Origin of the sequence: Flavobacterium sp. (genome assembly GCF_031411595.1) — a bacterium.
In the GTDB taxonomy this organism is placed as follows: Bacteria; Bacteroidota; Bacteroidia; order Flavobacteriales; family Flavobacteriaceae; genus Flavobacterium.
On the sequence record NZ_JANOBI010000003.1, the window covers coordinates 29,299 to 49,421 of the forward strand.

The following is a 20,123-nucleotide window of genomic DNA, read 5'->3' on the forward strand; positions in this document are numbered from 1 at the left end:
AGATTAAAGTTAATAATTAAATTCAAATGAGCGCCAAAATTTTAAAAATATGCCCGAAGCTGAATATTACCATTGTGAATCGTTTGACTAGTCTCACTTTTTCTGCCTTGGTAATTGATATTAATGTCCAAATAATCCGTAAGGTTTTTTTGTATCAACAAACGCCAAGTCATATTTTGCCCAGGCTGTAATCCTTCAAGCATTTGAAAAGCAACCGGCGTTAATGCATCGCCATCAAATTTGTTTTCATATAAAGAAAATTCACCATTCATCGTTAGTTTTTTTGAACTCGCATACGTAAAGGAAGTGCCCAAGCGGGTTTGCGTCAAGGTTTCTGAATTTCCAATTTTATTCTGTTTGTTTTGATATTCATAAAAGATATCCCAACTCGCATTCTGTGAAAACAAATACGAAATTTTCGGTGCCACTTGATAACCTTCAATAGTATAATTTCTCGAAGTATAATTTTCTACAAAAGCGTCAGTTTTGATGGTTTTACCCGATAAATCAAACAGCCAAAATTTCATATAAAGATGAGAATACTGCAATTGATGTGAAATGTTTTTGCTTTCTTGCGAACCCACAGAAAGCAAGTTTTTAGTGCGGTTGTTCAAATAAGTATAAGTCACCGAATGCTTCTGTTTACCTCGATTGTAAAAAAAACTATTTCTATAACTGGTGCTCAGTCCCAATAAGTTTTCTTGCGAAGTGCTAAACGGATTCAAATCGAAATTGTCGCCGTCACGGGCTATTTTTCTATCGATTAAATACGAAGTTTGATTGTAGAAATAAGACAAAAATTTCTTCAAACCGCTTTCGTTTTGCCACTGATTCGGATTCAAAGTCAATGATTCTGAAAATTTATTTTGATGTGTTTTTATAAAAACTTGATTCGGTAAAAATACCCGAACGTACTTTGCCTGATCGGGAAAAGGCGCGATTTCAAATTCCTGCAATTCTTGTATGCCATTGCTATTGTAGTCATTCCAAGCATAAACACCACGGCCGGGTTCGACTTCCAAATACGTAAATTCTTGCTGTGCAATCGTTCCTGAAGTGTTCTCATAAGCAGTAGTCGTTTGAATCAATTGATTGAAAAAACGGTCGTTATATAAAATTCTGGAATTCAATGACGGTTCGTTGCCTCTAGTTTGATCTTCATATTTCAGGCTTCGATAATTGACATAAACCGCCAAATCGCTTTTGTCATTTTGTATCAATTTCGATTTCAGATAATACGATTGCGAAGTATTGACGCGTTGCAATTTTCCGCTTTGTAAACTGTCATTCGTGCGATGCAAATAGCCCAACTCCATATAAACTTTGGTGCTGTCGCCGCGGCCTAAAAAACCGCCGTATTCTACAAAACGTTGACTCAAAGAAGACAACAAATGTGTTTCTTTATTGCGCTCCTGATTGTTTTCAAAACGCAAAGATGAACCAATCCAATTGTTTTTAAAATGGTATTTTACCTGTGATTGATTTCTTAAAAACTTTGAATTAGAAACCGTTCCTTTGCTGCTCATCAAACTGCTTTTATTTTGAATGTTCCATTGATTGAGCTTGAATGCGGCATTGACACTGTGGCGGTTTCCATTAAAACTATTCGAGAAATTTAAGTTCTCCAATTGATAAGTCAATAGTCCTTTTTGAGGCAAATTGAATTGCAAACCCGAAACCAAAAAGCTTTGATTTCCCGAAACCAAAGTCAAATTCCAATCGCGATCAAATTCGATGTTATACAACCGTTCAATGGTTCGAAATTCCTTTTGAACAAACTGGTAATTCGCAAAAGCATCGACTTCCCATTTTCGCGTAAAAAGCCTTTGTTTGGCATTGATTTTCCCGGCCAAACCTTGATTGTCGTTGTCATTAAGTGATGAAAATAAATTCAAATCATTATTGCTGATGGCGGTTTCAAAATCGATTGATGTTTTTTCAGACGGATTGTATTTTCCGAAAACAGTCGCAATCTGAATTTTTGTTGGCGCAATCAATCGAATAATCGGCTCGTAATTCCCTTGCTTAATGCCGCCAATCGGAGCTACATATTGGTAAATTCTCCCAATGGCTGCGGCGTTTGATAAAACGTAATTTCCTTGATTATTGCCCGTCAAACTGAATTTTACATTGTATAAAACATCGGTAGCAATGTTTGAATATTCGAAGACTTCAACACCGTCAATCGTAGTTTTTTTATACAATATTTTGTTTTCAGAATAATCATCTGCATAAGCGGAAGGCGCCACCATTAAGCTGTTGTCATCGCCGGCATTGACTAAGATTTGTGCTTGCTCTGCAGAAAGGTTTTGCTGCAAAGACTGGTTTTTTAAATCGCTTTCTGAATAAACATTGGTGCCAATGCTCCAAGAATCGCGTTCGTGTGAAGCGCCGAAATAAGTCACAAACCGGCTATAGTTTCTGTCGGAAAATTGATATTCTATCGAAATTCGCATTTCGGAAGTAATCGGGAAAAGCGAAGTGAAAATGATTTCACCGGCATTATAGTCGATGATGTAATCGTTGTTTTCACCGCGTTTCAACAAAATGCCATTCACATAAACACGTTCCGAACCTGAAACCACGAGAATAAAGAGCTCGCCATTGGAGCCTTTTAGTTTATACGGGCCTTGATTGCCTTCTTGACCGATAAGATTGCTTTTGGCGTATTGCCCACGAACTAAAGCTGCAGAAGCAAATACATTGGTTTTGCTACCGTCTTTTCCCAAATTGAAATTGGTCGATAAGCCTTGTACTTTTTTATTGAAATTTAAAAATCGCGATTTCCGATTTTCGAGAAACAAATCGCCGGCACGAATGCTCCATTTGTCGCTAAACAATTCGATGAAAATTTGATCGAATTCATCCAATTTTTGAGAATAACCGCTGTCTTGTAATGGAATGTTATTGTCTTGAATTGATGCGCGTAGACTGACTTTATCGGATATTTTTCCGGTGATTTGCAAATCGAGATTGGAGTTAACCACAGCATTCTGATTGTTGCCGACCGTAATGCCTCGCGTGATGCTTCCCGAAGTATTCAAACCATCAAAAGGAACAAATTTCTTGAACGGATCGCGTGAAATTTTATACAAATTATACTGCCCGGTTTCGCTTTTGACGACGCGGCTTTCATCGTAAATGCTATAAACTTTGGTTAATGCTTTTGGAAATTTTAAAAAGCGAACCGTTAAAGTATCTGTGGTAAACGCATAATTATCTTTGAAAACCAACGTGCCTTTCTCAAAATCGACGTGATAATAAGTTGAATCGATCGGTTCGGACTTAGCATTAAGCAGCTTGAAAAAACTAGAATTCACGCTCACAGAATCAATCCGAATGGTGTCGCGCGTTGCCATAATTCTTTTGGTTTTATAAGGCGTTTCGATTTGTTGGGCTTGGAGTCCACAACAAGTCAGAAGAAGACCAAAAAAAAACTTTTTAAACATAGAAACTATAACGGATTGACTTCAAAAGTAGTGTGTTTTATTGTAATTATTGCAGTGATTTGAATCCTGACACCAATAAAAAACCGCCTAATTGCTTAGACGGTTTTTTTATTAAAGAATGCGATTAAATACTATTTCTTGATAATTCTAGCCGATGCTTTTTGGCCTTCATTGTTTTGAAAATAGAGAATATAAACGCCTGAATTCAAATTAGAAACATCTACGCGATAATCTCCTGCCGTTACATTTTGGTGCAGGATTGACTTTCCTGAAATGTCATACAAATCGTATTGTACATTTTTAGTAGTAGTCATTTCGATTTCATTGGCAACGATGTTTGACTTTAAAGTAACGCCTGATTGTGCCAATGCATTGAAATTAGAAACACCCAAAGCAGAAACATAACGATAAGAAAAGGAAACTGAATTTCCAATTTCAACACCATTGTCGTCTACTTGAAAAAATTTCAAAGTATATTCTACGGGTGCCGTTTGGTCGATTCCTGAATTCAAATTCAAGAAGTGATCAAAATCCCCATTTTGGTTATGGGCTTCAATAACTGCTGGGAAATTAGGGTATGAACTGCCAGCAGTAATAGTGCTTAGACAAACATTTCCTACACACAATTGCAGATTGGTTCCGTTAGAATTGACAATGTTTTCGACTTTTACTTTGATGTTGATATCATTGTCAGAATCGTTATAAATTTTAATTCCTAAATACGAATAAGATTCTTCGACACTATCAAAAACAAGCACATCGCCATTGTTAATAGGGGTTCCATCAAGTTTTTTCAAAGACATTTGTGCAGTTGCAAAAAGCGATGAAAGACAAATTATGGAAAGGAATAAATTTTTCATTGTTGTATTAATTTAAAATGATTTTTTCTGTAGTGGTTGCATTCTGGCTAGAAATTTTAGCTAAATACATTCCTTTTTGCAATCCAGACAAATCGATGTTTTTATCTTTAGTGATGTTGTTGGCAACGAAAACTACTTTACCGGTAACGTCAATGATGTTAACATTCACTGCCACTTCAGTATTAATAGAAATGATTCCGTTTGTTGGATTAGGGAATACTTTGAATGTATTTGATTTGAAATCAGCTAGAGCAAGAGCATTAGTAGTCAATGCGTTTGGATTGGCTAGAGCTGTACCAAAACCTCCAACAGGAATGTTTAAAATGGAGCTACTAGCATTGTCGAAAACTTCAACGCCATGTGCTGTAGTACCATAGCTCCATCCATCTCCATAAGAATCAAGAAGGTTAATAGAATAACAATCATTAGCTAATAAAGTAACATTATGAATTTTTGTAGTATTCGCATCAGCGCCACCACCATTAGCACTACCAACGTATGGTCCGCCAGTAGCTACGATTGTTCCTGCGCTATTTTTAATATTCCAAGAAATTTCTGTAGGATAATTATCAGTGTATACTTTTACAACAACATCGGTTGTAGCTTGTTTTGCAATAGAAACACCCATTTCAGCAGAAGTTATTGCCGGGTTAAAAGGTGTTGCAGTATTGGCTGACACTACTTCAACAGTATAATCTGCGGTTGCGTTATAAGCATAATTGTCGAAAGTAAGTGTTCTTGTAGTAAATCTTGGCATTGAACCTACGTAATTTTTAGTAGCTACAACAGTACCGTTTTCTTTTAAATTTAATGTCGCTGCTGTTACAATGTTTTCACCATAATTTCTCATTTTAGCAATAGCACTTCCGTTAGCTGAACAAAAAGCGTTCGTGTTGTCTAAAGATCCAACATTATTTTGAGTACCTGTCAAAACACCGCAACTTGTATTGATACTAGTTCTAATACTAGCTGGAGTACCAGCACTAATCTCAGAAACTAAACCGTCAGGGCAAATTCTAAAAAGGGTAGGGAAATAAGTAATTTGATATAAATTACCAACATTACTTCCGTCGATAATTGGATAAGGAACATCTTGAGTCCAATCGCCACGCGTATTGGTTCCTGTACCATGTAAATCAGCATCTGTAGTAGCAGCATCGCCTTCGATAAATAAAACAACTACTTCACTAGAACCTCCGGCACCGTAAGCGCTATAAATATCTTCTAATGCTCTAGTGTTGTGAAAATTCCAACATGGCTGGCACCAAGTGGCAGAGACGTCCATAATAACCGTTTTTCCAGCGGCGATATAATCTGCTAAATGATGTGTAACACCATTGATGTCGGTTACAGTAAAATCCGGAGCAACACTTCCCGGTGCAATTTGAGCATTCCCTTGAAGAGAAAGCAAAATAAAGGCAAAAAATAAAGTAATTTTTTTCATGAATAAGGGTTTTAAGAGTTTGGTTGTTAGAGAATTGTATTTTAAGCAATGATAGGAATAATTTGACTAAAATCAAACCTTTAAGATCATTTTATCTGTTAAATTTTAATCAATTGATTCTTTAGTTACGATTTGCATGGTTTCACGACTGACTTGTTTGAGCAAAACGACTTTGTTTTCTTCCACCATTTGTGCGGCTTTATCGTTAAAATGTCGAATCGTATACAACGAAACATTCTCATTATAAGCCACTTTAAATTTTTTCGACAACATGGTTTTCAAATCATTGAAATTGCCGAATTTGTCCTCAATACACACCGAAAAACTAATCGCCGAATTCTGAATCAAACTGACTTTGATTTTAAACTGGTGCAACAAAGCAAAAATTTCACTAATGTTTTCTTCCATAATGAAAGAAAAATCAATAGAAGAAAGCGACATCAACAACTGGTTTTTTTTCACAATAAAGCAAGGCAAATGCGGCTCTAAATCAGCACCTTTAGAAACACTCGTTCCTGGTAATAAAGGTTCTATAAATGATTTTACATACAACGGAATTTCTTTTTTCTGCAACGGCTGTAATGTTTTCGGGTGAATGACACTCGCACCATAAAATGCCAACTCAATTGCTTCGCGATACGAAATCTGATTCAGCAAACTCGCATTTTCAAAATAGCGCGGATCAGCATTCATCACACCGGGTACATCTTTCCAAATCGTCACGCTTTCGGCATTGAGGCAATATGCAAAAATAGCGGCGGTATAATCTGAACCTTCTCGACCTAAAGTGGTTGTGAATCCGTTTTCATCAGCACCTAAAAATCCTTGCGTGATGTTGAGCACTTTGCGCTTAATATTTTTGGCAATACACTTTTGAGTCGCATCCCAATCCACTTCAGCATCGCGATACGTTGCGTCGGTTTTGATGTAATTGCGTACATCAATCCAATTTGTTTTAATGCCACGATACGTCATGTAATGCGACAAAATCGTAGTCGAAACGAGTTCGCCAAAACTTACAATCTGGTCGTAAACAAAATTATAATTGGGCGATTTATTATGGTTTAAAAAATAATCCAATTCCGAAAATAAGTCATTCACCGCTTTAAAAACAGGGCTTTTTTCGTCTTCAAACAAATCCAATAAAATCTGATTGTGGTATTTTTTAACTTCCTGAATCGAAGATTGCAATGAAGCCGATTTTTCAAAATAATCTTTCACCACAACTTCTAGAGCATTGGTTGTTTTTCCCATTGCCGAAACCACAAACAATACATCTTCGTAACCCACTTTTTGAAGCACATCGTAAACGTTTTTGATTCCTGCTGCGTCTTTTACGGATGCGCCACCAAATTTGAATATTCTCATTTCTAGATTATTAGACTGTTAGATTATTAGATTTCAGAAAAGCGTTAATTCCGTTTTCATCCATTTGAGCGACGCGCCAATCTTCGAGGACTTTTGCTCCTGATTTTTTATAGAAGTCAATCGCCGGCGTGTTCCAATCCAAAACCGCCCATTCAATTCTGCGAACACCCTCTTTTTTACCTTGCATTATGATTGCTGCATACAAAGCAAAACCCAAACCTGAGCCGCGCATTTTCTCTTTTACAATCAGATCTTCGAGGTGAATCGTTCTGCCTTTCCACGTAGAATAACGGTAATAATACAAGGCCATGCCGACAATCTCGTCGCCAACTTCTGCCACAAAAGTATAAAATAAAGGATTTTCTTGAAAACCATCGCGCTCCAAATCCGCCACCGTTACAACAACAGCATCGGGTTCTTTTTCAAAAGTAGCAAGTTCCTGAATCAAATCAAGTACTGCGGACATGTCTTCTTTTCGACCTTTTCTAATATTCATTTTTAGGAGCTGTTTCCCGCTATCATTCCAATCTTGTCATTGCGAGCTTGCGCGGCAATCTCCCAATGCCAAGGATTTTCCCTTCTATCGGGGCTAGGGTTTTCGGTTTCAAAAACAAATATACAAATCCGATAAACTATCTGACAAAAATCGAAACAATTTCATAAAAAAACCGATATTTGCACCACTAACTACAACGATTTCGGAATGGAAGAACGCAACAAAACCCTAGGAGAATTTATCATTGAAAACCAAAATGCTTTTCAATATTCGTCAGGAGAACTTTCTCGTATTATTAACTCCATCAGATTGGCTGCGAAAGTGGTCAATTACAAAGTAAACAAAGCTGGTTTGGTTGATATCGTTGGCGCCGCAGGAGAACAAAACATTCAAGGCGAAGACCAACAAAAACTCGATGTTTATGCCAATGAAATTTTCATTCAAACCTTAATCAACCGTGAAATTGTATGCGGTATCGCGTCAGAGGAAAACGATGATTTTATCACCGTTTCCGGTTCTGACAAAAGTCACAACAACAAATACGTAGTCTTAATGGATCCGCTCGACGGTTCATCCAATATCGATGTGAATGTTTCAGTCGGAACGATTTTTTCGGTTTTCAGACGCATCACACCTGTAGGAACACCGGTGACTTTGGAAGATTTTCTGCAACCGGGTGTCAATCAAGTGGCGGCGGGCTATGTGATTTATGGCACATCCACTATGTTGGTTTACACGACCGGACATGGCGTCAACGGATTTACTTTAAATCCCGCAATTGGTACTTTTTACCTGTCGCATCCCAACATGCAATTCTCAAAAGACGGTAATATTTATTCGATCAATGAGGGCAATTATGTGCATTTCCCACAAGGCGTGAAAGATTACATCAAATATTGTCAGCTCGAAGAAGGCGATCGTCCATATACATCAAGGTATATTGGAAGTTTGGTTTCCGACATTCATAGAAATATGATCAAAGGCGGTATTTATATTTATCCGACAAGTTCAAAAGCACCCAAAGGAAAATTGCGATTGTTATACGAATGCAATCCCATGGCATTTATCGCCGAACAAGCAGGCGGAAAGGCTTCCGATGGTTTCCAAAGAATCATGGAAATAGAAGCAACAGAACTCCACCAACGCGTACCGTTTTTCTGCGGCAGTTACAACATGGTTGAAAAAGCTGAGGAATTCATGCACTTAGCCAAGCTCAGTAAATACTAAAAACTTTGCGGCTCTGCGTCTTTGCGAGACATGATTTTATCTCGCAAAGACGCAGAGCCGCAGAGCTATAATAGAAAATTTATTATTTATTCATGTGCTGCATTTCATAAAGAAACGTTTCCACATCTGCTTTTTTATCAATCAGTGATAAGGCTTTGTCTACAATATAATTCACATTGCTTGGCGTAAATCCTAACGCCAAACCGAACTTACGTAATAAAATATCTTGCTTGTCTCCAAGATGATGATCCACATGCACCATGCGTGCCAAATCATACAAACGCTCTAAACGCTGAGAATACAAATAAGGTGGATTGATTGGATATTTCAAAGGATTTTCTAAAATTTCCTCATATTCAGAAGCTGAAATATCTAGTCTGGTAGCCAGTTTATTCAAGAATGCTTTTTCTTCGGCAGTTACACCTCCATCGGCAAGTGCCACACGTACAATAGCAGAAAAATGACCTTTATTTCGGGCTTTAAATTCGCTATCAAATAAATCAGAGATCGACATAATTCAGTTGTTTAATTTCCTGCAAATATAAATTTATTTTCATTTTCAGAGAAAGGATTTGTGATGATTTTATTTAATTTTTTAGGGCAATGTTTTATGATTTCAAAAGGATTTGTTTTTCAAAATAAATTGTAAGTTTACAACCCCTAAATCTTTAATAACAAAGCCAATGTCAGATTTTTGGATTTATGTTGAAATCGGATTAAAACACGTATTGAACATCAAAAGCTACGACCACGTCTTGTTTTTGATGGCTTTGACCGTTCCGCATACATTCAATGATTGGAAAAAAATCTTGCTTTTAGTGACGGTCTTTACCATTGGTCATACTTTAGCTTTAGTGTTATCGGTATTTCAAATCGTGATGATTAAAGCGCAGCTGGTAGAATTTCTGATTCCAATTACAATTTTGATTACTGCAATATTCAACTTTTTTTCCGTCGGGAAGGCATCCAAGAAAGAATCGGTCAACAGCATTGTTTTAATCACTTTGTTTTTTGGCGTGATACACGGGTTGGGTTTTTCGAATTATTTTAAAACAATATTGCCCGGAAATCCTTCTGATAAAGTAATGCCTTTGCTTGAATTTGCTCTCGGAATTGAAGGTGCACAAATGACTGTGGTATTGGCAATCTTAATCTTGTCTTACTTTTTGCAAACCTTTTTTAAGTTTTCAAAACGCGATTTTACGATAGTAACTTCAGCATTTATAGTCGGAGTTGTAATGCCGATGATTTTACAAAACGAAATTTGGAATTGATTATGGAATTAAAAAAATTAAACAAATACGACAAAGCCTACCTCAAAATAGCAAAAGAGTGGAGTCAATTGTCGTATTGTGATCGTAAAAAAGTAGGCGCCATCATAGTTCGCGACCGCATGATTATATCCGATGGTTATAACGGAACACCAACGGGATTTGAAAATTGCTGCGAAGATGAAGACGGTTTAACCAATTGGTACGTGTTGCATGCCGAAGCCAATGCGATTCTAAAAGTAGCACGCTCCACCCAAACTTGCGAAGGCGCGACACTCTACATCACACTTTCGCCTTGCAAAGAATGCAGTAAATTAATTCACCAATCAGGCATCAAAAGAGTGGTGTATCAGTTGGGTTATCGCGACACGACAGGTATCGATTTTCTAACCAAAGCAGGCGTTATCGTCGAGCAGATTGAAGATTTAGATTGATGAAAAAAAGCAACATCTATTTACCGTTTTTACTTTTCTTAATGCTTGCCATCGGTGTTGTCTTGGGTGGTATTTTGAATTTCCCGATTCAGCATGTGTCAATTTCCAAAAACAATTCCAAAAACAAATTGAATCGATTGCTTGATTTTATCAATAATGATTATGTCGATAAAGTCAATACTGATTCTATTGTAGATCTTACAGTAACCAATATTTTAGCGCAACTCGACCCGCATTCGATGTATTTACCGCCCAGCATACAAAGCGATGAAGCGGAAAGTATGAAAGGCGACTTCGTAGGCATCGGCATTAATTTTTATATGTATAAAGACACGGTTGCCGTTGTAAAACCATTAGAAAACGGGCCTTCAGCAAAAGCCGGAATCCAAGCCGGAGATCGCATACTCTATGCCGATAAAACCAGACTTTTCGGCAAGAAATTACCTTCTGATACTTTGTTTTCTAAACTCAAAGGCGAAGTGGGTTCTGAAGTTGAATTGACCGTTTTTAGAAAGGATAAAAAATTCAAAGTCAAAATCAAGCGCGACGTCGTTCCAATCAAAAGTGTCGATGTGGCTTTGATGCTCAATGCGACGACAGGTTATCTCAAAATCAATCGATTTGCTGAAACGACTTATGCTGAATTTCAAAATGGCATGACTAAGCTGAGGAATTCAGGCATGAAAACTTTTGTGATTGATTTGCGCGACAATGGTGGCGGTTATGTAGAAATAGCCACTAAAATAGCCGACGAATTGCTTGTCAATAAAAAGCTCATCGTTTTTACCAAAAACAAAAGGAATGAGATTCAGAAATCAATCGCTACAAATGTTGGTGATTTTGAAGAAGGAAAAGTTTACATTCTGATTAATGAAAACAGTGCTTCGGCCAGCGAAATTTTGGCAGGTGCTATTCAAGATAATGACCGAGGAACTATTGTAGGCAGACGTTCTTTCGGAAAGGGTTTGGTACAACAAGAAATGAATTTTGATGATGGTTCCGCCGTTCGATTAACCATCGCGAGATATTATACGCCAACCGGAAGATCTATTCAAAAACCCTATATCAAAGGTGACGAAGAAGATTATGAGAATGAATTTACCAAACGTTTTGAAAGCGGAGAACTGTACAAAAAAGACAGCATCAAAATTGCCGATACTTTAAAATTTAAAACACCAAAAGGCAAAATCGTTTATGGCGGTGGTGGAATCGTTCCCGATATTTTTGTTTCCTTGGAAGGCAAATCAGGAGAAGCCGGAATCGTCTATGTGATGGAGCAATCAGGTATTGTGAACCATTTTGTCTTTGAGCAATTAGACCGAAACAGAAAAGATTTCAATGGGTTGTCGTATGAACAGTTTCTTAGTAAAATGAATGCAAGCGATTTGTATTTCAATAATTTCCAAAACTATTTGTTGAACAACGGCATTCGATTGAATTTATCCAATAACAAAATCTTGGTAAAACGATATCTCACGGCCGAATTTGCATCGCAGCTTTTTGGTGAACAGAAATATTATGAAATTGTCTTAAAAGAAGACCCGATGATTAAGGCAGTTTTAAATCTAAAATCTAAAATCTAATTTCTTAAATCTTTTTAATGCTATCGTGGCTTTGCGAATCAATACCGTTATTCCACAAAGTTAAAATGTCGGTAGCCACAGCCGCACCACTTCCCGAAGCAATCGCCAATTGACTGCGCCAACCAGCTAAAGTTCCGGCGACATAAATACCATCAGCTACTTTATGATCGATATTGCGAAGGTAAATGCGTTGTTTTTCTATGATAGCTTTTGGATGTGGCGATATAAATTCCATTAACCCTTGGATGTCAAAAGTATTGGAATAACCAATGGCAACTACAATCGATTTTGCAGTATAACTATTTTTGTTGGTCACTAAGGTAAAATTGGGAAAATGACCTTCAATACGCATGACTTTTTCGGCATCGATTTGAGTCACATGCGGATATAAATCGGTTAATTGTTGAAGACTGCTTTGTAATAAATCCGAACCTAAAGTGCCCGCACAAATTCCATAAGCATTATTAAATAAAGCTTCTTGAAGCGAAGATGTTTTTTGATGGGCAATGATTCCGATTTTTTTATCGGCTACAAAAGATTTTTTGTGAGCAGAACCTAAAATCATAGCGCAAGAAACGCCGGCAACACCACCGCCAATAATGAGTGTGTCAAATGTCATTTATTGGTCTTTTGTTTTTTCAACAATCATTTTCGACATTCTAAAAATGAGTAAGATGCAAACTGCGCAAAAAGAAGCGGCAATTCCTATTAAGGCTACAACGCTATTGCCTTCAAACAAATGATCGAAATCAAGCAGTGTGATATTGAAAACAATTAAAGCTAGAGCGAGAACAACTAAAATGGAAGTAAAAATTTTCATGCGTAGAGTAGAATTTGGAGTGAAAGTAATACAATTGATTTAAACAAACAAACCTTTAACATTCGATGCAAATAATTTAACGGCAATCGCCAATAGCACCACACCAAAGGTTTTTCTAACGACACCTAAGCCGGTTTTGCCGAGCATCGTTTCGATTTTTGATGAAGATTTTAAAACACCATACACCAAAATAATATTCAAAACAATAGCCACAATAATATTCTCCGTATAAAATTGAGAACGTAAAGAAAGTAAAGTGGTCATGGTTCCCGCACCAGCAATCAGCGGAAAAGCAAGCGGAACAATAGAGGCGGAACTGGCTTCAGTATCACGGTAAATGCGGATTCCCAAAATCATTTCGAGTGCTAAAAAGAACAAAACAAGTGAGCCGGCAACCGCAAAAGAATGTACATCAATGCCAATGAGTTTCAGAAGTCCTTCACCAACAAAAAGAAATACAATCATAATAAATGCCGCTGCCAGTGAAGCTTTTCCGGATTCAATATGCCCGTGTTTGCTTCTTAAATCAACGACAATTGGAATGGTTCCGACAATATCAATTACTGCGAAAAGCACCATGCCAACAGTGGCAATTTCTTTGAAGTCAAAATTCATAGGAATGTTTTTACACTGCAAAATTATTCAATATCATAGGGTTATTAGCTAAAATCAAGTTAATTTTAGTTTTATTATTTTCTGGAAAAATCGAATTCAATCATATAAATCTGTATTTTTATGAAACTAAAACCCGCCATTATGAAAGAAACATTACTCTTCACTACCTTATTGATTTCTTCATTCTGTTCAGCGCAGCTCGGACTTGAGCATGTTTATTATAATACCAGCGTTACAAGGATTGTTTTGGAAAATTCAGGGGAGAAATACTATTGGCTCAATAGGCAGGCAGGCAGATTCGAGTTTTTTAATGCTGATTACTCACCATGGAAAAATGTTCCCGTCGTGTTGCCTTCCCAAACTTGGTCGGTTTATGTGCCGCACATCTCCGAAACGAAAATCGACCCCGATGATAAGCTCGAGATTTCATATAGTACTTTCTCCTCAGCAGGTAATCAAAGCAAAATCATCAATGAATTGGGAACAGTGCTTCTGAGCGTTGACAACTGTATTGGGTTGCGCCTTGACGAAAAAGCAGGACTTGTTAATAAAATTATTGCGGCAACCGGTGTCATTTATGCTGTTCCCGGACTAGTGCCAGAACACACTTATCCCACAATGAATTTAAATCGAGTAAAACTCGAAAACTCAGGTGAAAAATATTATGTTTTAGATGTGGTTAACAGTTTGGTTGCCTTATACAATGCCGATCATTCTTTTTGGAAAAGCATTGTGCTTCCGAAGCCAGATGGCTATAATGTTTCGAATATAATTTTTCTTTCGGAACATCAGATTAATGCGGATGATTTGATCGAAGTCGGTTATAGATGTAGTAGCAATACGCAAAAGGAGTCGAGAATCATCAATGAAAATGCGTCGCCGCTTCTCACATTAAGCGACGCGGACGATTTTAGAATAAGCACTATTGATGGTTTACCCAATAAGCTAATGGTTGATTATATCAATTCGGATATTTATGCAGAGTATGATACCCATTTATATTCGCTACCGGATCTGAATTTTGAGCATACTTACCCGGCGAAAATCGAACGCATAAAACTTGAAAATTCAGGCGAGAAATATTTTGCCAAATTTTATGACCCTAATACCACTGAGATTATGGTTTATAATAGTGATCATTCACCATGGAAAACGATTGTTGTTCCTGTCCAAAATCCTGAAGAAACAATTCAAAATGTTTCTGTTTCAGAAACTAAAATTGATTCCGACAATCAGTTGGAGGCGGTTTATTCTATCTGGTCTAACACACTCGACGGCGGACATTATGATTCATCGGTTGTTAAAGAAGACGGAACAGTTTTATTGTCGATTCCTGGTGCTTCTGAAGTGTTATTAAGTGAGTTTCCGAATTGTGCCAATAAAATGATTGCTTACGTTCAGAGTGGACTTTCGTTCGATGATTTGCATTACCACACCTATATATATGGATTCAACGGAACTACATTTGCAACAGAGGATTTCAGTATGCAGCACATTGTTATTGCTCCAAACCCTGCGAGCACGGTACTTAATGTTACTTCAAAAACAAACATTGTTGAAGCGACTTTGCATAATATTTTCGGAACTCAGGTCCAACATGTCAATTTCGTTGGCATCAATGCAATTAATGTGGGCGAACTCGCTGATGGGATATATCTTCTGACGTTGTCGGATGAAAATCATCAACAATCCGTGCATAAAATCATGGTATTGCATTAAGGCTTAAGCCTTGTTAATTTTAAGTTTGTTTGGCGCTTTGACATTATAAAAGTTAAAGTATCTTTGCCGCATGTTTCAACTCGGCAAAACCATAGTCTCCGAAGACATTTTAGAAAAAGAATTTGTATGCAATCTTTCGGCATGCAAAGGCGCGTGCTGCGTTGATGGAGACGCCGGAGCGCCTTTGTCTAAGGAGGAAACAAAAATTTTAGAAGAAATCTACACCAAAGTAAAGCCTTTTTTAAGACCTGAAGGCATTGCCGCAATCGAAGCACAAGGCACTTGGAGAACAGGTACCGATGGCGATTTAGAAACACCTTTGGTTGACGAAAAAGATTGTGCTTACGTAATCTATGATGGTAAAACTGCGCTTTGTGGTATCGAGCAAGCCTACAATCAAGGCGCAGTAGATTGGAAAAAACCGGTTTCTTGTCATTTGTATCCCATCCGTGTGAAAGATTTTACGGAATTCGCGGCAGTTAATTATGACAAATGGGATATTTGCGATGATGCTTGTTCACTCGGAAAAGAACTCGAAGTTCCAGTGTATAAATTTGTCAAAGAAGCGCTTATCCGACGGTTTGGTGAAGACTGGTATGCAGAACTTGAGAAAGTCGCTGATGAACTCCAAAAACAACAGCGAAAATAACGTTATCTAAATATTATGACAGCGTAATGTTTTTTTGAAAAATGTTAAATTATCGAATCGCTTCAATCTTTCTATAGCGCCCATTTTAGGCGCTTTTTTCTTATTTTTATGTTTTAAAATGCTGAAATTCAAGTTTTTAAAAATCGAATGAAAACACGTGTTAAAAAAAGAATTTGTTAAAAACTAAAGTCGATTGTGGATAAGTTTGGCTTTCATTTTCCATTACAAAAGGCAATCTTTGTACAAGTCAAAAAGCAGTCTCTTTTTGACACAAATTCACACAATTCACACACAGCACATGTCAGCGATAGAGCCCATTCTACAAGAAAACAAAAACCGATTTGTTATTTTCCCGATTAAACACCACGATATTTGGGAATGGTATAAAAAGATGGAGGCCAGTTTTTGGACTGCCGAAGAAATCGATTTGCATCAGGATTTATCCGATTGGAATAACAAACTCAACGATGAAGAAAAATATTTCATCAAACACATTCTCGCCTTTTTTGCCGCATCAGATGGTATCGTCAATGAAAATTTAGCCGAAAATTTTGTGAATGAAGTGCAATATGCCGAAGCCAAATTCTTCTACGGTTTTCAAATTATGATGGAAAACATCCACAGCGAAACCTACTCGCTGTTGATCGATACCTATGTTAAGGACGAATTCGAAAAAAACCAATTGTTTACTGCGCTTGAAGTATTTCCGGCCATTAAGAAGAAAGCCGATTGGGCTTTGAAATGGATTGAATCAGATTCGTTCGCCGAAAGACTGATTGCGTTTGCAGCTGTTGAAGGCATTTTCTTTTCAGGTGCATTCTGCGCGATTTTCTGGCTCAAGAAACGAGGTTTGATGCCGGGCTTAACGTTTTCAAACGAACTAATTTCTCGTGATGAAGGTGTGCATTGTGATTTTGCCGTGCATTTACACAACCACCATTTAGTACACAAAGTGCCAAAAAAACGAATCAAAGAAATCATTGTTGATGCTTTGACTATCGAACGTGAGTTCGTAACGGAATCGCTTCCTGTGAGTTTGATAGGAATGAATGCCAATTTGATGACGCAATATTTAGAATTTGTTGCTGACCGTTTGTTAGTAGAATTGGGTTGCCCGAGAGAATACAATTCGTCGAATCCGTTTGATTTTATGGATATGATCTCGTTGCAAGGGAAAACCAATTTCTTTGAGAAACGCGTTGCGGAATATCAGAAAGCCGGTGTGATGAACACGGATTCTGAATCTGGAAAAATTTCGTTTGACGCTGATTTTTAAATAATATTTCTCGCAAAGACGCAAAGGGGCTAAGAAAAAGCAACAGTTTATACTTTGCGTCTCTGCGTCTTTGCAAGCCAAAATAAAAGATTATAAATTACTTCTACGCCAATTTTAAATTCCACGCCTAATTAGTTACCGGATTGCCTAGCCCCGATAGAAGGGAAAATCCTTTTGTGCCGTTGTTTACTTCGTCAGTTCGCGAAGGCTCGGGTGGCGCAAAAGATTGGAATGATAGCGGGATTAGCTTCCAAAAAAACAAACACAAATAACCTGCAGTAGCGAAGGGATTTTCTATTGCTTAAAACAAACAAAACTATGTACGTAGTAAAGAGAGATGGCCACAAAGAGCCAGTAATGTTCGACAAGATTACCGACAGAATTAAAAAATTATGCTACGGCTTAAACGACTTAGTCGATGCCGTGAAAGTAGCCATGCGCGTTATTGAGGGATTGTATGACGGCGTGACGACTTCTGAATTAGACAATCTAGCAGCCGAAACCGCCGCATCGATGACGATTGCACATCCTGATTATGCTCAGCTTGCTGCTCGTATCGCGATTTCGAATTTGCACAAAAATACCACCAAATCGTTTTCGGAAACGATGAATGAAATGTTTCATTATGTGAATCCGAGAACCAACCAAGCCGCACCATTGCTTTCGGAAGAAGTGCATGAAGTGATTCAGGCGAATGCAGAATTTTTAGATTCGCATATCATTTACAACCGTGATTTTAATTACGATTATTTCGGGTTCAAAACTTTAGAGCGTTCGTATTTACTCAAAATCAACGGAAAAATTGTTGAGCGTCCGCAACATATGTTGATGCGTGTTTCGGTTGGAATTCACTTAAACGACCTAGATGCCGTGATAGAAACTTACGACTTGATGTCGAAAAAATTCTTCACGCATGCCACGCCAACGTTATTCAACGCAGGAACACCAAAACCACAAATGTCTTCTTGCTTCTTGCTTTCAATGCAAGATGACAGTATTGACGGTATTTACGACACCTTAAAATCGACTGCGAAAATCTCGCAATCTGCCGGTGGAATCGGTTTGTCTATTCACAATGTAAGAGCTACAGGTTCTTATATTAGAGGAACCAACGGAACGTCGAACGGGATTGTTCCGATGTTGCGTGTGTTCAATGACACGGCAAGATACGTAGACCAAGGTGGTGGAAAAAGAAAAGGAAGTTTTGCGATTTATTTAGAAACTTGGCATGCTGATATTTTCGAATTCCTCGATTTGAAAAAGAATACTGGAAAAGAAGAAATGCGCGCCAGAGATTTATTTTTCGCAATGTGGACGTCGGATTTGTTTATGAAACGAGTACAAGAAGACAGTCATTGGACATTAATGTGTCCGAACGAATGTCCAGGATTGTACGATGTTTACGGAGAAGAATTCGAAACCTTATACCTATCTTATGAAGAAAGAGGCAAAGGCAGAAAAACCATCAAAGCGCGTGAGTTGTGGGAGAAAATCTTAGAATCGCAAATCGAAACCGGAACGCCATACATGTTATATAAAGACGCGGCGAACCGTAAATCGAATCAGAAAAATTTGGGTACGATTCGTTCTTCGAATTTGTGTACAGAGATTATGGAATATACATCGAGCGATGAAATTGCCGTATGTAATTTAGCATCAATCTCATTGCCAATGTTCGTAGAAAACGGTGCATTCAATCATGATTTGTTATTCAGCGTAACCAAACGTGTCACACGCAACTTAAACAAAGTCATCGACAGAAATTACTATCCAGTAAAAGAAGCCGAAAACTCGAACATGCGCCACCGTCCCGTAGGATTGGGCGTACAAGGATTAGCCGATGCGTTTATCTTATTGCGTTTGCCATTCACGAGCGACGAAGCCAAAAAACTAAACCAAGAAATTTTCGAAACCTTATACTTCGCAGCCGTAACCGCTTCTATGGAAATGGCTATTGAAGAAGGTCCATATTCGTCATTCAAAGGTTCGCCGATTTCACAAGGCGAATTCCAATACAACCTTTGGGGTATGAAAGACGAGGAATTGTCAGGCCGTTGGGATTGGGCTAAGCTTAGAAAAGAAGTCATGAAAAACGGTGTGAGAAATTCACTTTTGGTAGCACCGATGCCGACTGCTTCTACGTCGCAAATTTTAGGAAACAACGAAGCGTTCGAACCTTACACTTCCAACATTTACACAAGAAGAGTATTGTCTGGTGAATTCATCGTAGTCAACAAACACTTGCTCGAAGACTTAGTGAACCGCGGTTTGTGGAACGAAGATCTCAAACAAGAAATCATGCGCCACAACGGTTCGGTGCAAAATATCGAAGCCGTTCCCGAAGATTTGAAAGAACTCTACAAAACCGTTTGGGAAATGTCGATGAAAGACATTATCGATATGTCGCGCCACAGAGGGTATTTCATCGATCAGTCGCAATCGCTAAACTTGTTCATGCAAGATGCGAACTATTCCAAACTAACGTCAATGCATTTCTACGCTTGGCAATCAGGACTCAAAACCGGAATGTATTATTTAAGAACCAAGTCAGCCGTAGACGCCATCAAGTTTACGCTGAACAATGATAAAAAAGCAGAACCAACACAAGAAGTTGCCGCCGCAGTAGAAGTGGCTGAGCCCAATGAAACGGGTGAAATGTCTGCTGAAGATTTTAAAGCTATGATCGAACTGGCACGAAATGCCGGACCCGATGATTGCGAAATGTGTGGATCGTAATTCTTGAGACGGTTACTATCCCATCAAAAAACAGCTATCTTTGGGTAGCTGTTTTATTTTTTAGAAGCTATTCCTGCTTTCGCCTTTATCTTTTTTCGTGCCTCAAAAAGGATATCGGCTCTATCAGGGCTAGTACGATTTGAAATTTATTGTCACCCTGAGCGCAGTCGAGGGGT

Annotated in this window: 17 protein-coding genes; 8 read left to right on the forward strand and 9 right to left on the reverse strand. The window is 38.0% G+C overall.

Going from position 1 to position 20,123, the window contains the following annotated elements:
• Positions 1-41: 41 nt before the first annotated feature.
• From RMO03_RS00405 to RMO03_RS00425, 5 genes are all read right to left on the reverse strand, one after another.
• Entirely contained in the window at positions 42-3,449 is a 3,408-nt protein-coding gene (locus RMO03_RS00405) for a hypothetical protein (RefSeq protein WP_309640098.1), read from the reverse strand.
• A 131-nt stretch (positions 3,450-3,580) separates the two neighbouring features.
• Entirely contained in the window at positions 3,581-4,309 is a 729-nt protein-coding gene (locus RMO03_RS00410) for a T9SS type A sorting domain-containing protein (RefSeq protein ID WP_309640099.1), read from the reverse strand.
• Between the two features lie 7 nt (positions 4,310-4,316).
• On the reverse strand, positions 4,317-5,753 hold the full coding sequence (locus RMO03_RS00415) for a T9SS type A sorting domain-containing protein (RefSeq protein WP_309640100.1): 1,437 nt from the start codon (positions 5,751-5,753) through the stop codon (positions 4,317-4,319).
• Between the two features lie 105 nt (positions 5,754-5,858).
• Positions 5,859-7,121 carry an aspartate kinase gene (locus tag RMO03_RS00420; RefSeq protein WP_309640101.1) on the reverse strand — a complete coding sequence of 421 codons (1,263 nt, stop codon included), beginning with the start codon at positions 7,119-7,121 and terminating at the stop codon, positions 5,859-5,861.
• A gap of 10 nt (positions 7,122-7,131) precedes the next feature.
• On the reverse strand, positions 7,132-7,617 hold the full coding sequence (locus RMO03_RS00425) for a GNAT family N-acetyltransferase (RefSeq protein WP_309640102.1): 486 nt from the start codon (positions 7,615-7,617) through the stop codon (positions 7,132-7,134).
• A 207-nt stretch (positions 7,618-7,824) separates the two neighbouring features.
• Here RMO03_RS00425 and fbp point away from each other — a divergent pair, with 207 nt between their 5' ends.
• Positions 7,825-8,844 (forward strand): class 1 fructose-bisphosphatase, encoded by a 1,020-nt coding sequence (gene fbp, locus RMO03_RS00430; RefSeq protein ID WP_309640103.1) that lies wholly within the window; start codon positions 7,825-7,827, stop codon positions 8,842-8,844.
• A gap of 82 nt (positions 8,845-8,926) precedes the next feature.
• Here the strand turns inward: fbp and RMO03_RS00435 are convergent, their stop codons facing one another.
• Entirely contained in the window at positions 8,927-9,358 is a 432-nt protein-coding gene (locus RMO03_RS00435; RefSeq protein ID WP_309640104.1) for a TerB family tellurite resistance protein, read from the reverse strand.
• Positions 9,359-9,527: 169 nt separating this feature from the next.
• Between RMO03_RS00435 and RMO03_RS00440 the strand changes: the two genes are divergently transcribed.
• Genes RMO03_RS00440 through RMO03_RS00450 form a run of 3 tightly spaced genes read left to right on the forward strand, consistent with a single transcriptional unit; the run spans position 9,528 to position 12,132 of the window.
• On the forward strand, positions 9,528-10,118 hold the full coding sequence (locus RMO03_RS00440) for a HupE/UreJ family protein (protein WP_309640105.1): 591 nt from the start codon (positions 9,528-9,530) through the stop codon (positions 10,116-10,118).
• Positions 10,119-10,120: 2 nt separating this feature from the next.
• A complete protein-coding gene (locus RMO03_RS00445) occupies positions 10,121-10,549 on the forward strand; it encodes a dCMP deaminase family protein (protein WP_309640106.1) in 429 nt (142 codons plus the stop codon).
• Positions 10,549-12,132: a S41 family peptidase gene (locus RMO03_RS00450; protein WP_309640107.1), complete on the forward strand. Its 1,584-nt coding sequence runs from the start codon at positions 10,549-10,551 to the stop codon at positions 12,130-12,132. The genes RMO03_RS00445 and RMO03_RS00450 overlap by 1 nt, the downstream gene beginning before the upstream one ends.
• 4 nt (positions 12,133-12,136) lie before the next feature.
• Here RMO03_RS00450 and RMO03_RS00455 read toward each other — a convergent pair whose 3' ends face one another.
• The 3 genes from RMO03_RS00455 to RMO03_RS00465 are packed head-to-tail and all read right to left on the reverse strand — an operon-like array spanning position 12,137 to position 13,567.
• A complete protein-coding gene (locus tag RMO03_RS00455) occupies positions 12,137-12,751 on the reverse strand; it encodes an FAD-dependent oxidoreductase (protein ID WP_309640108.1) in 615 nt (204 codons plus the stop codon).
• The gene (locus RMO03_RS00460) at positions 12,752-12,952 is read right to left on the reverse strand and encodes a hypothetical protein (protein ID WP_309640109.1); all 201 of its coding nucleotides are present in this window, start codon (positions 12,950-12,952) and stop codon (positions 12,752-12,754) included. It lies immediately after the preceding gene.
• Between the two features lie 39 nt (positions 12,953-12,991).
• A complete protein-coding gene (locus RMO03_RS00465; protein WP_309640110.1) occupies positions 12,992-13,567 on the reverse strand; it encodes a MarC family protein in 576 nt (191 codons plus the stop codon).
• Between the two features lie 120 nt (positions 13,568-13,687).
• Between RMO03_RS00465 and RMO03_RS00470 the strand changes: the two genes are divergently transcribed.
• From RMO03_RS00470 to RMO03_RS00485, 4 genes are all read left to right on the forward strand, one after another.
• Positions 13,688-15,286: a T9SS type A sorting domain-containing protein gene (locus RMO03_RS00470; RefSeq protein ID WP_309640111.1), complete on the forward strand. Its 1,599-nt coding sequence runs from the start codon at positions 13,688-13,690 to the stop codon at positions 15,284-15,286.
• Positions 15,287-15,356: 70 nt separating this feature from the next.
• On the forward strand, positions 15,357-15,935 hold the full coding sequence (locus RMO03_RS00475; RefSeq protein WP_309640112.1) for a DUF3109 family protein: 579 nt from the start codon (positions 15,357-15,359) through the stop codon (positions 15,933-15,935).
• A 298-nt stretch (positions 15,936-16,233) separates the two neighbouring features.
• Positions 16,234-17,211 (forward strand): ribonucleotide-diphosphate reductase subunit beta, encoded by a 978-nt coding sequence (locus RMO03_RS00480; protein WP_309640113.1) that lies wholly within the window; start codon positions 16,234-16,236, stop codon positions 17,209-17,211.
• Positions 17,212-17,529: 318 nt separating this feature from the next.
• Complete coding sequence (locus RMO03_RS00485; protein ID WP_309640114.1) at positions 17,530-19,947, forward strand: ribonucleoside-diphosphate reductase subunit alpha; 2,418 nt, start codon at positions 17,530-17,532, stop codon at positions 19,945-19,947.
• The last annotated feature ends 176 nt before the right edge of the window (positions 19,948-20,123 follow it).

What these genes read in the sequence shown, in the direction of transcription:
- RMO03_RS00405 (WP_309640098.1), bottom strand. Translation starts at nt 3,449, where the DNA reads ATGTTTAAAAAGTTTTTTTTTGGTCTTCTTCTGACTTGTTGTGGACTC.
- RMO03_RS00410 (WP_309640099.1), bottom strand. Translation starts at nt 4,309, where the DNA reads ATGAAAAATTTATTCCTTTCCATAATTTGTCTTTCATCGCTTTTTGCA.
- RMO03_RS00415 (WP_309640100.1), bottom strand. Translation starts at nt 5,753, where the DNA reads ATGAAAAAAATTACTTTATTTTTTGCCTTTATTTTGCTTTCTCTTCAA.
- RMO03_RS00420 (WP_309640101.1), bottom strand. Translation starts at nt 7,121, where the DNA reads ATGAGAATATTCAAATTTGGTGGCGCATCCGTAAAAGACGCAGCAGGA.
- RMO03_RS00425 (WP_309640102.1), bottom strand. Translation starts at nt 7,617, where the DNA reads ATGAATATTAGAAAAGGTCGAAAAGAAGACATGTCCGCAGTACTTGAT.
- fbp (WP_309640103.1), top strand. Translation starts at nt 7,825, where the DNA reads ATGGAAGAACGCAACAAAACCCTAGGAGAATTTATCATTGAAAACCAA.
- RMO03_RS00435 (WP_309640104.1), bottom strand. Translation starts at nt 9,358, where the DNA reads ATGTCGATCTCTGATTTATTTGATAGCGAATTTAAAGCCCGAAATAAA.
- RMO03_RS00440 (WP_309640105.1), top strand. Translation starts at nt 9,528, where the DNA reads ATGTCAGATTTTTGGATTTATGTTGAAATCGGATTAAAACACGTATTG.
- RMO03_RS00445 (WP_309640106.1), top strand. Translation starts at nt 10,121, where the DNA reads ATGGAATTAAAAAAATTAAACAAATACGACAAAGCCTACCTCAAAATA.
- RMO03_RS00450 (WP_309640107.1), top strand. Translation starts at nt 10,549, where the DNA reads ATGAAAAAAAGCAACATCTATTTACCGTTTTTACTTTTCTTAATGCTT.
- RMO03_RS00455 (WP_309640108.1), bottom strand. Translation starts at nt 12,751, where the DNA reads ATGACATTTGACACACTCATTATTGGCGGTGGTGTTGCCGGCGTTTCT.
- RMO03_RS00460 (WP_309640109.1), bottom strand. Translation starts at nt 12,952, where the DNA reads ATGAAAATTTTTACTTCCATTTTAGTTGTTCTCGCTCTAGCTTTAATT.
- RMO03_RS00465 (WP_309640110.1), bottom strand. Translation starts at nt 13,567, where the DNA reads ATGAATTTTGACTTCAAAGAAATTGCCACTGTTGGCATGGTGCTTTTC.
- RMO03_RS00470 (WP_309640111.1), top strand. Translation starts at nt 13,688, where the DNA reads ATGAAACTAAAACCCGCCATTATGAAAGAAACATTACTCTTCACTACC.
- RMO03_RS00475 (WP_309640112.1), top strand. Translation starts at nt 15,357, where the DNA reads ATGTTTCAACTCGGCAAAACCATAGTCTCCGAAGACATTTTAGAAAAA.
- RMO03_RS00480 (WP_309640113.1), top strand. Translation starts at nt 16,234, where the DNA reads ATGTCAGCGATAGAGCCCATTCTACAAGAAAACAAAAACCGATTTGTT.
- RMO03_RS00485 (WP_309640114.1), top strand. Translation starts at nt 17,530, where the DNA reads ATGTACGTAGTAAAGAGAGATGGCCACAAAGAGCCAGTAATGTTCGAC.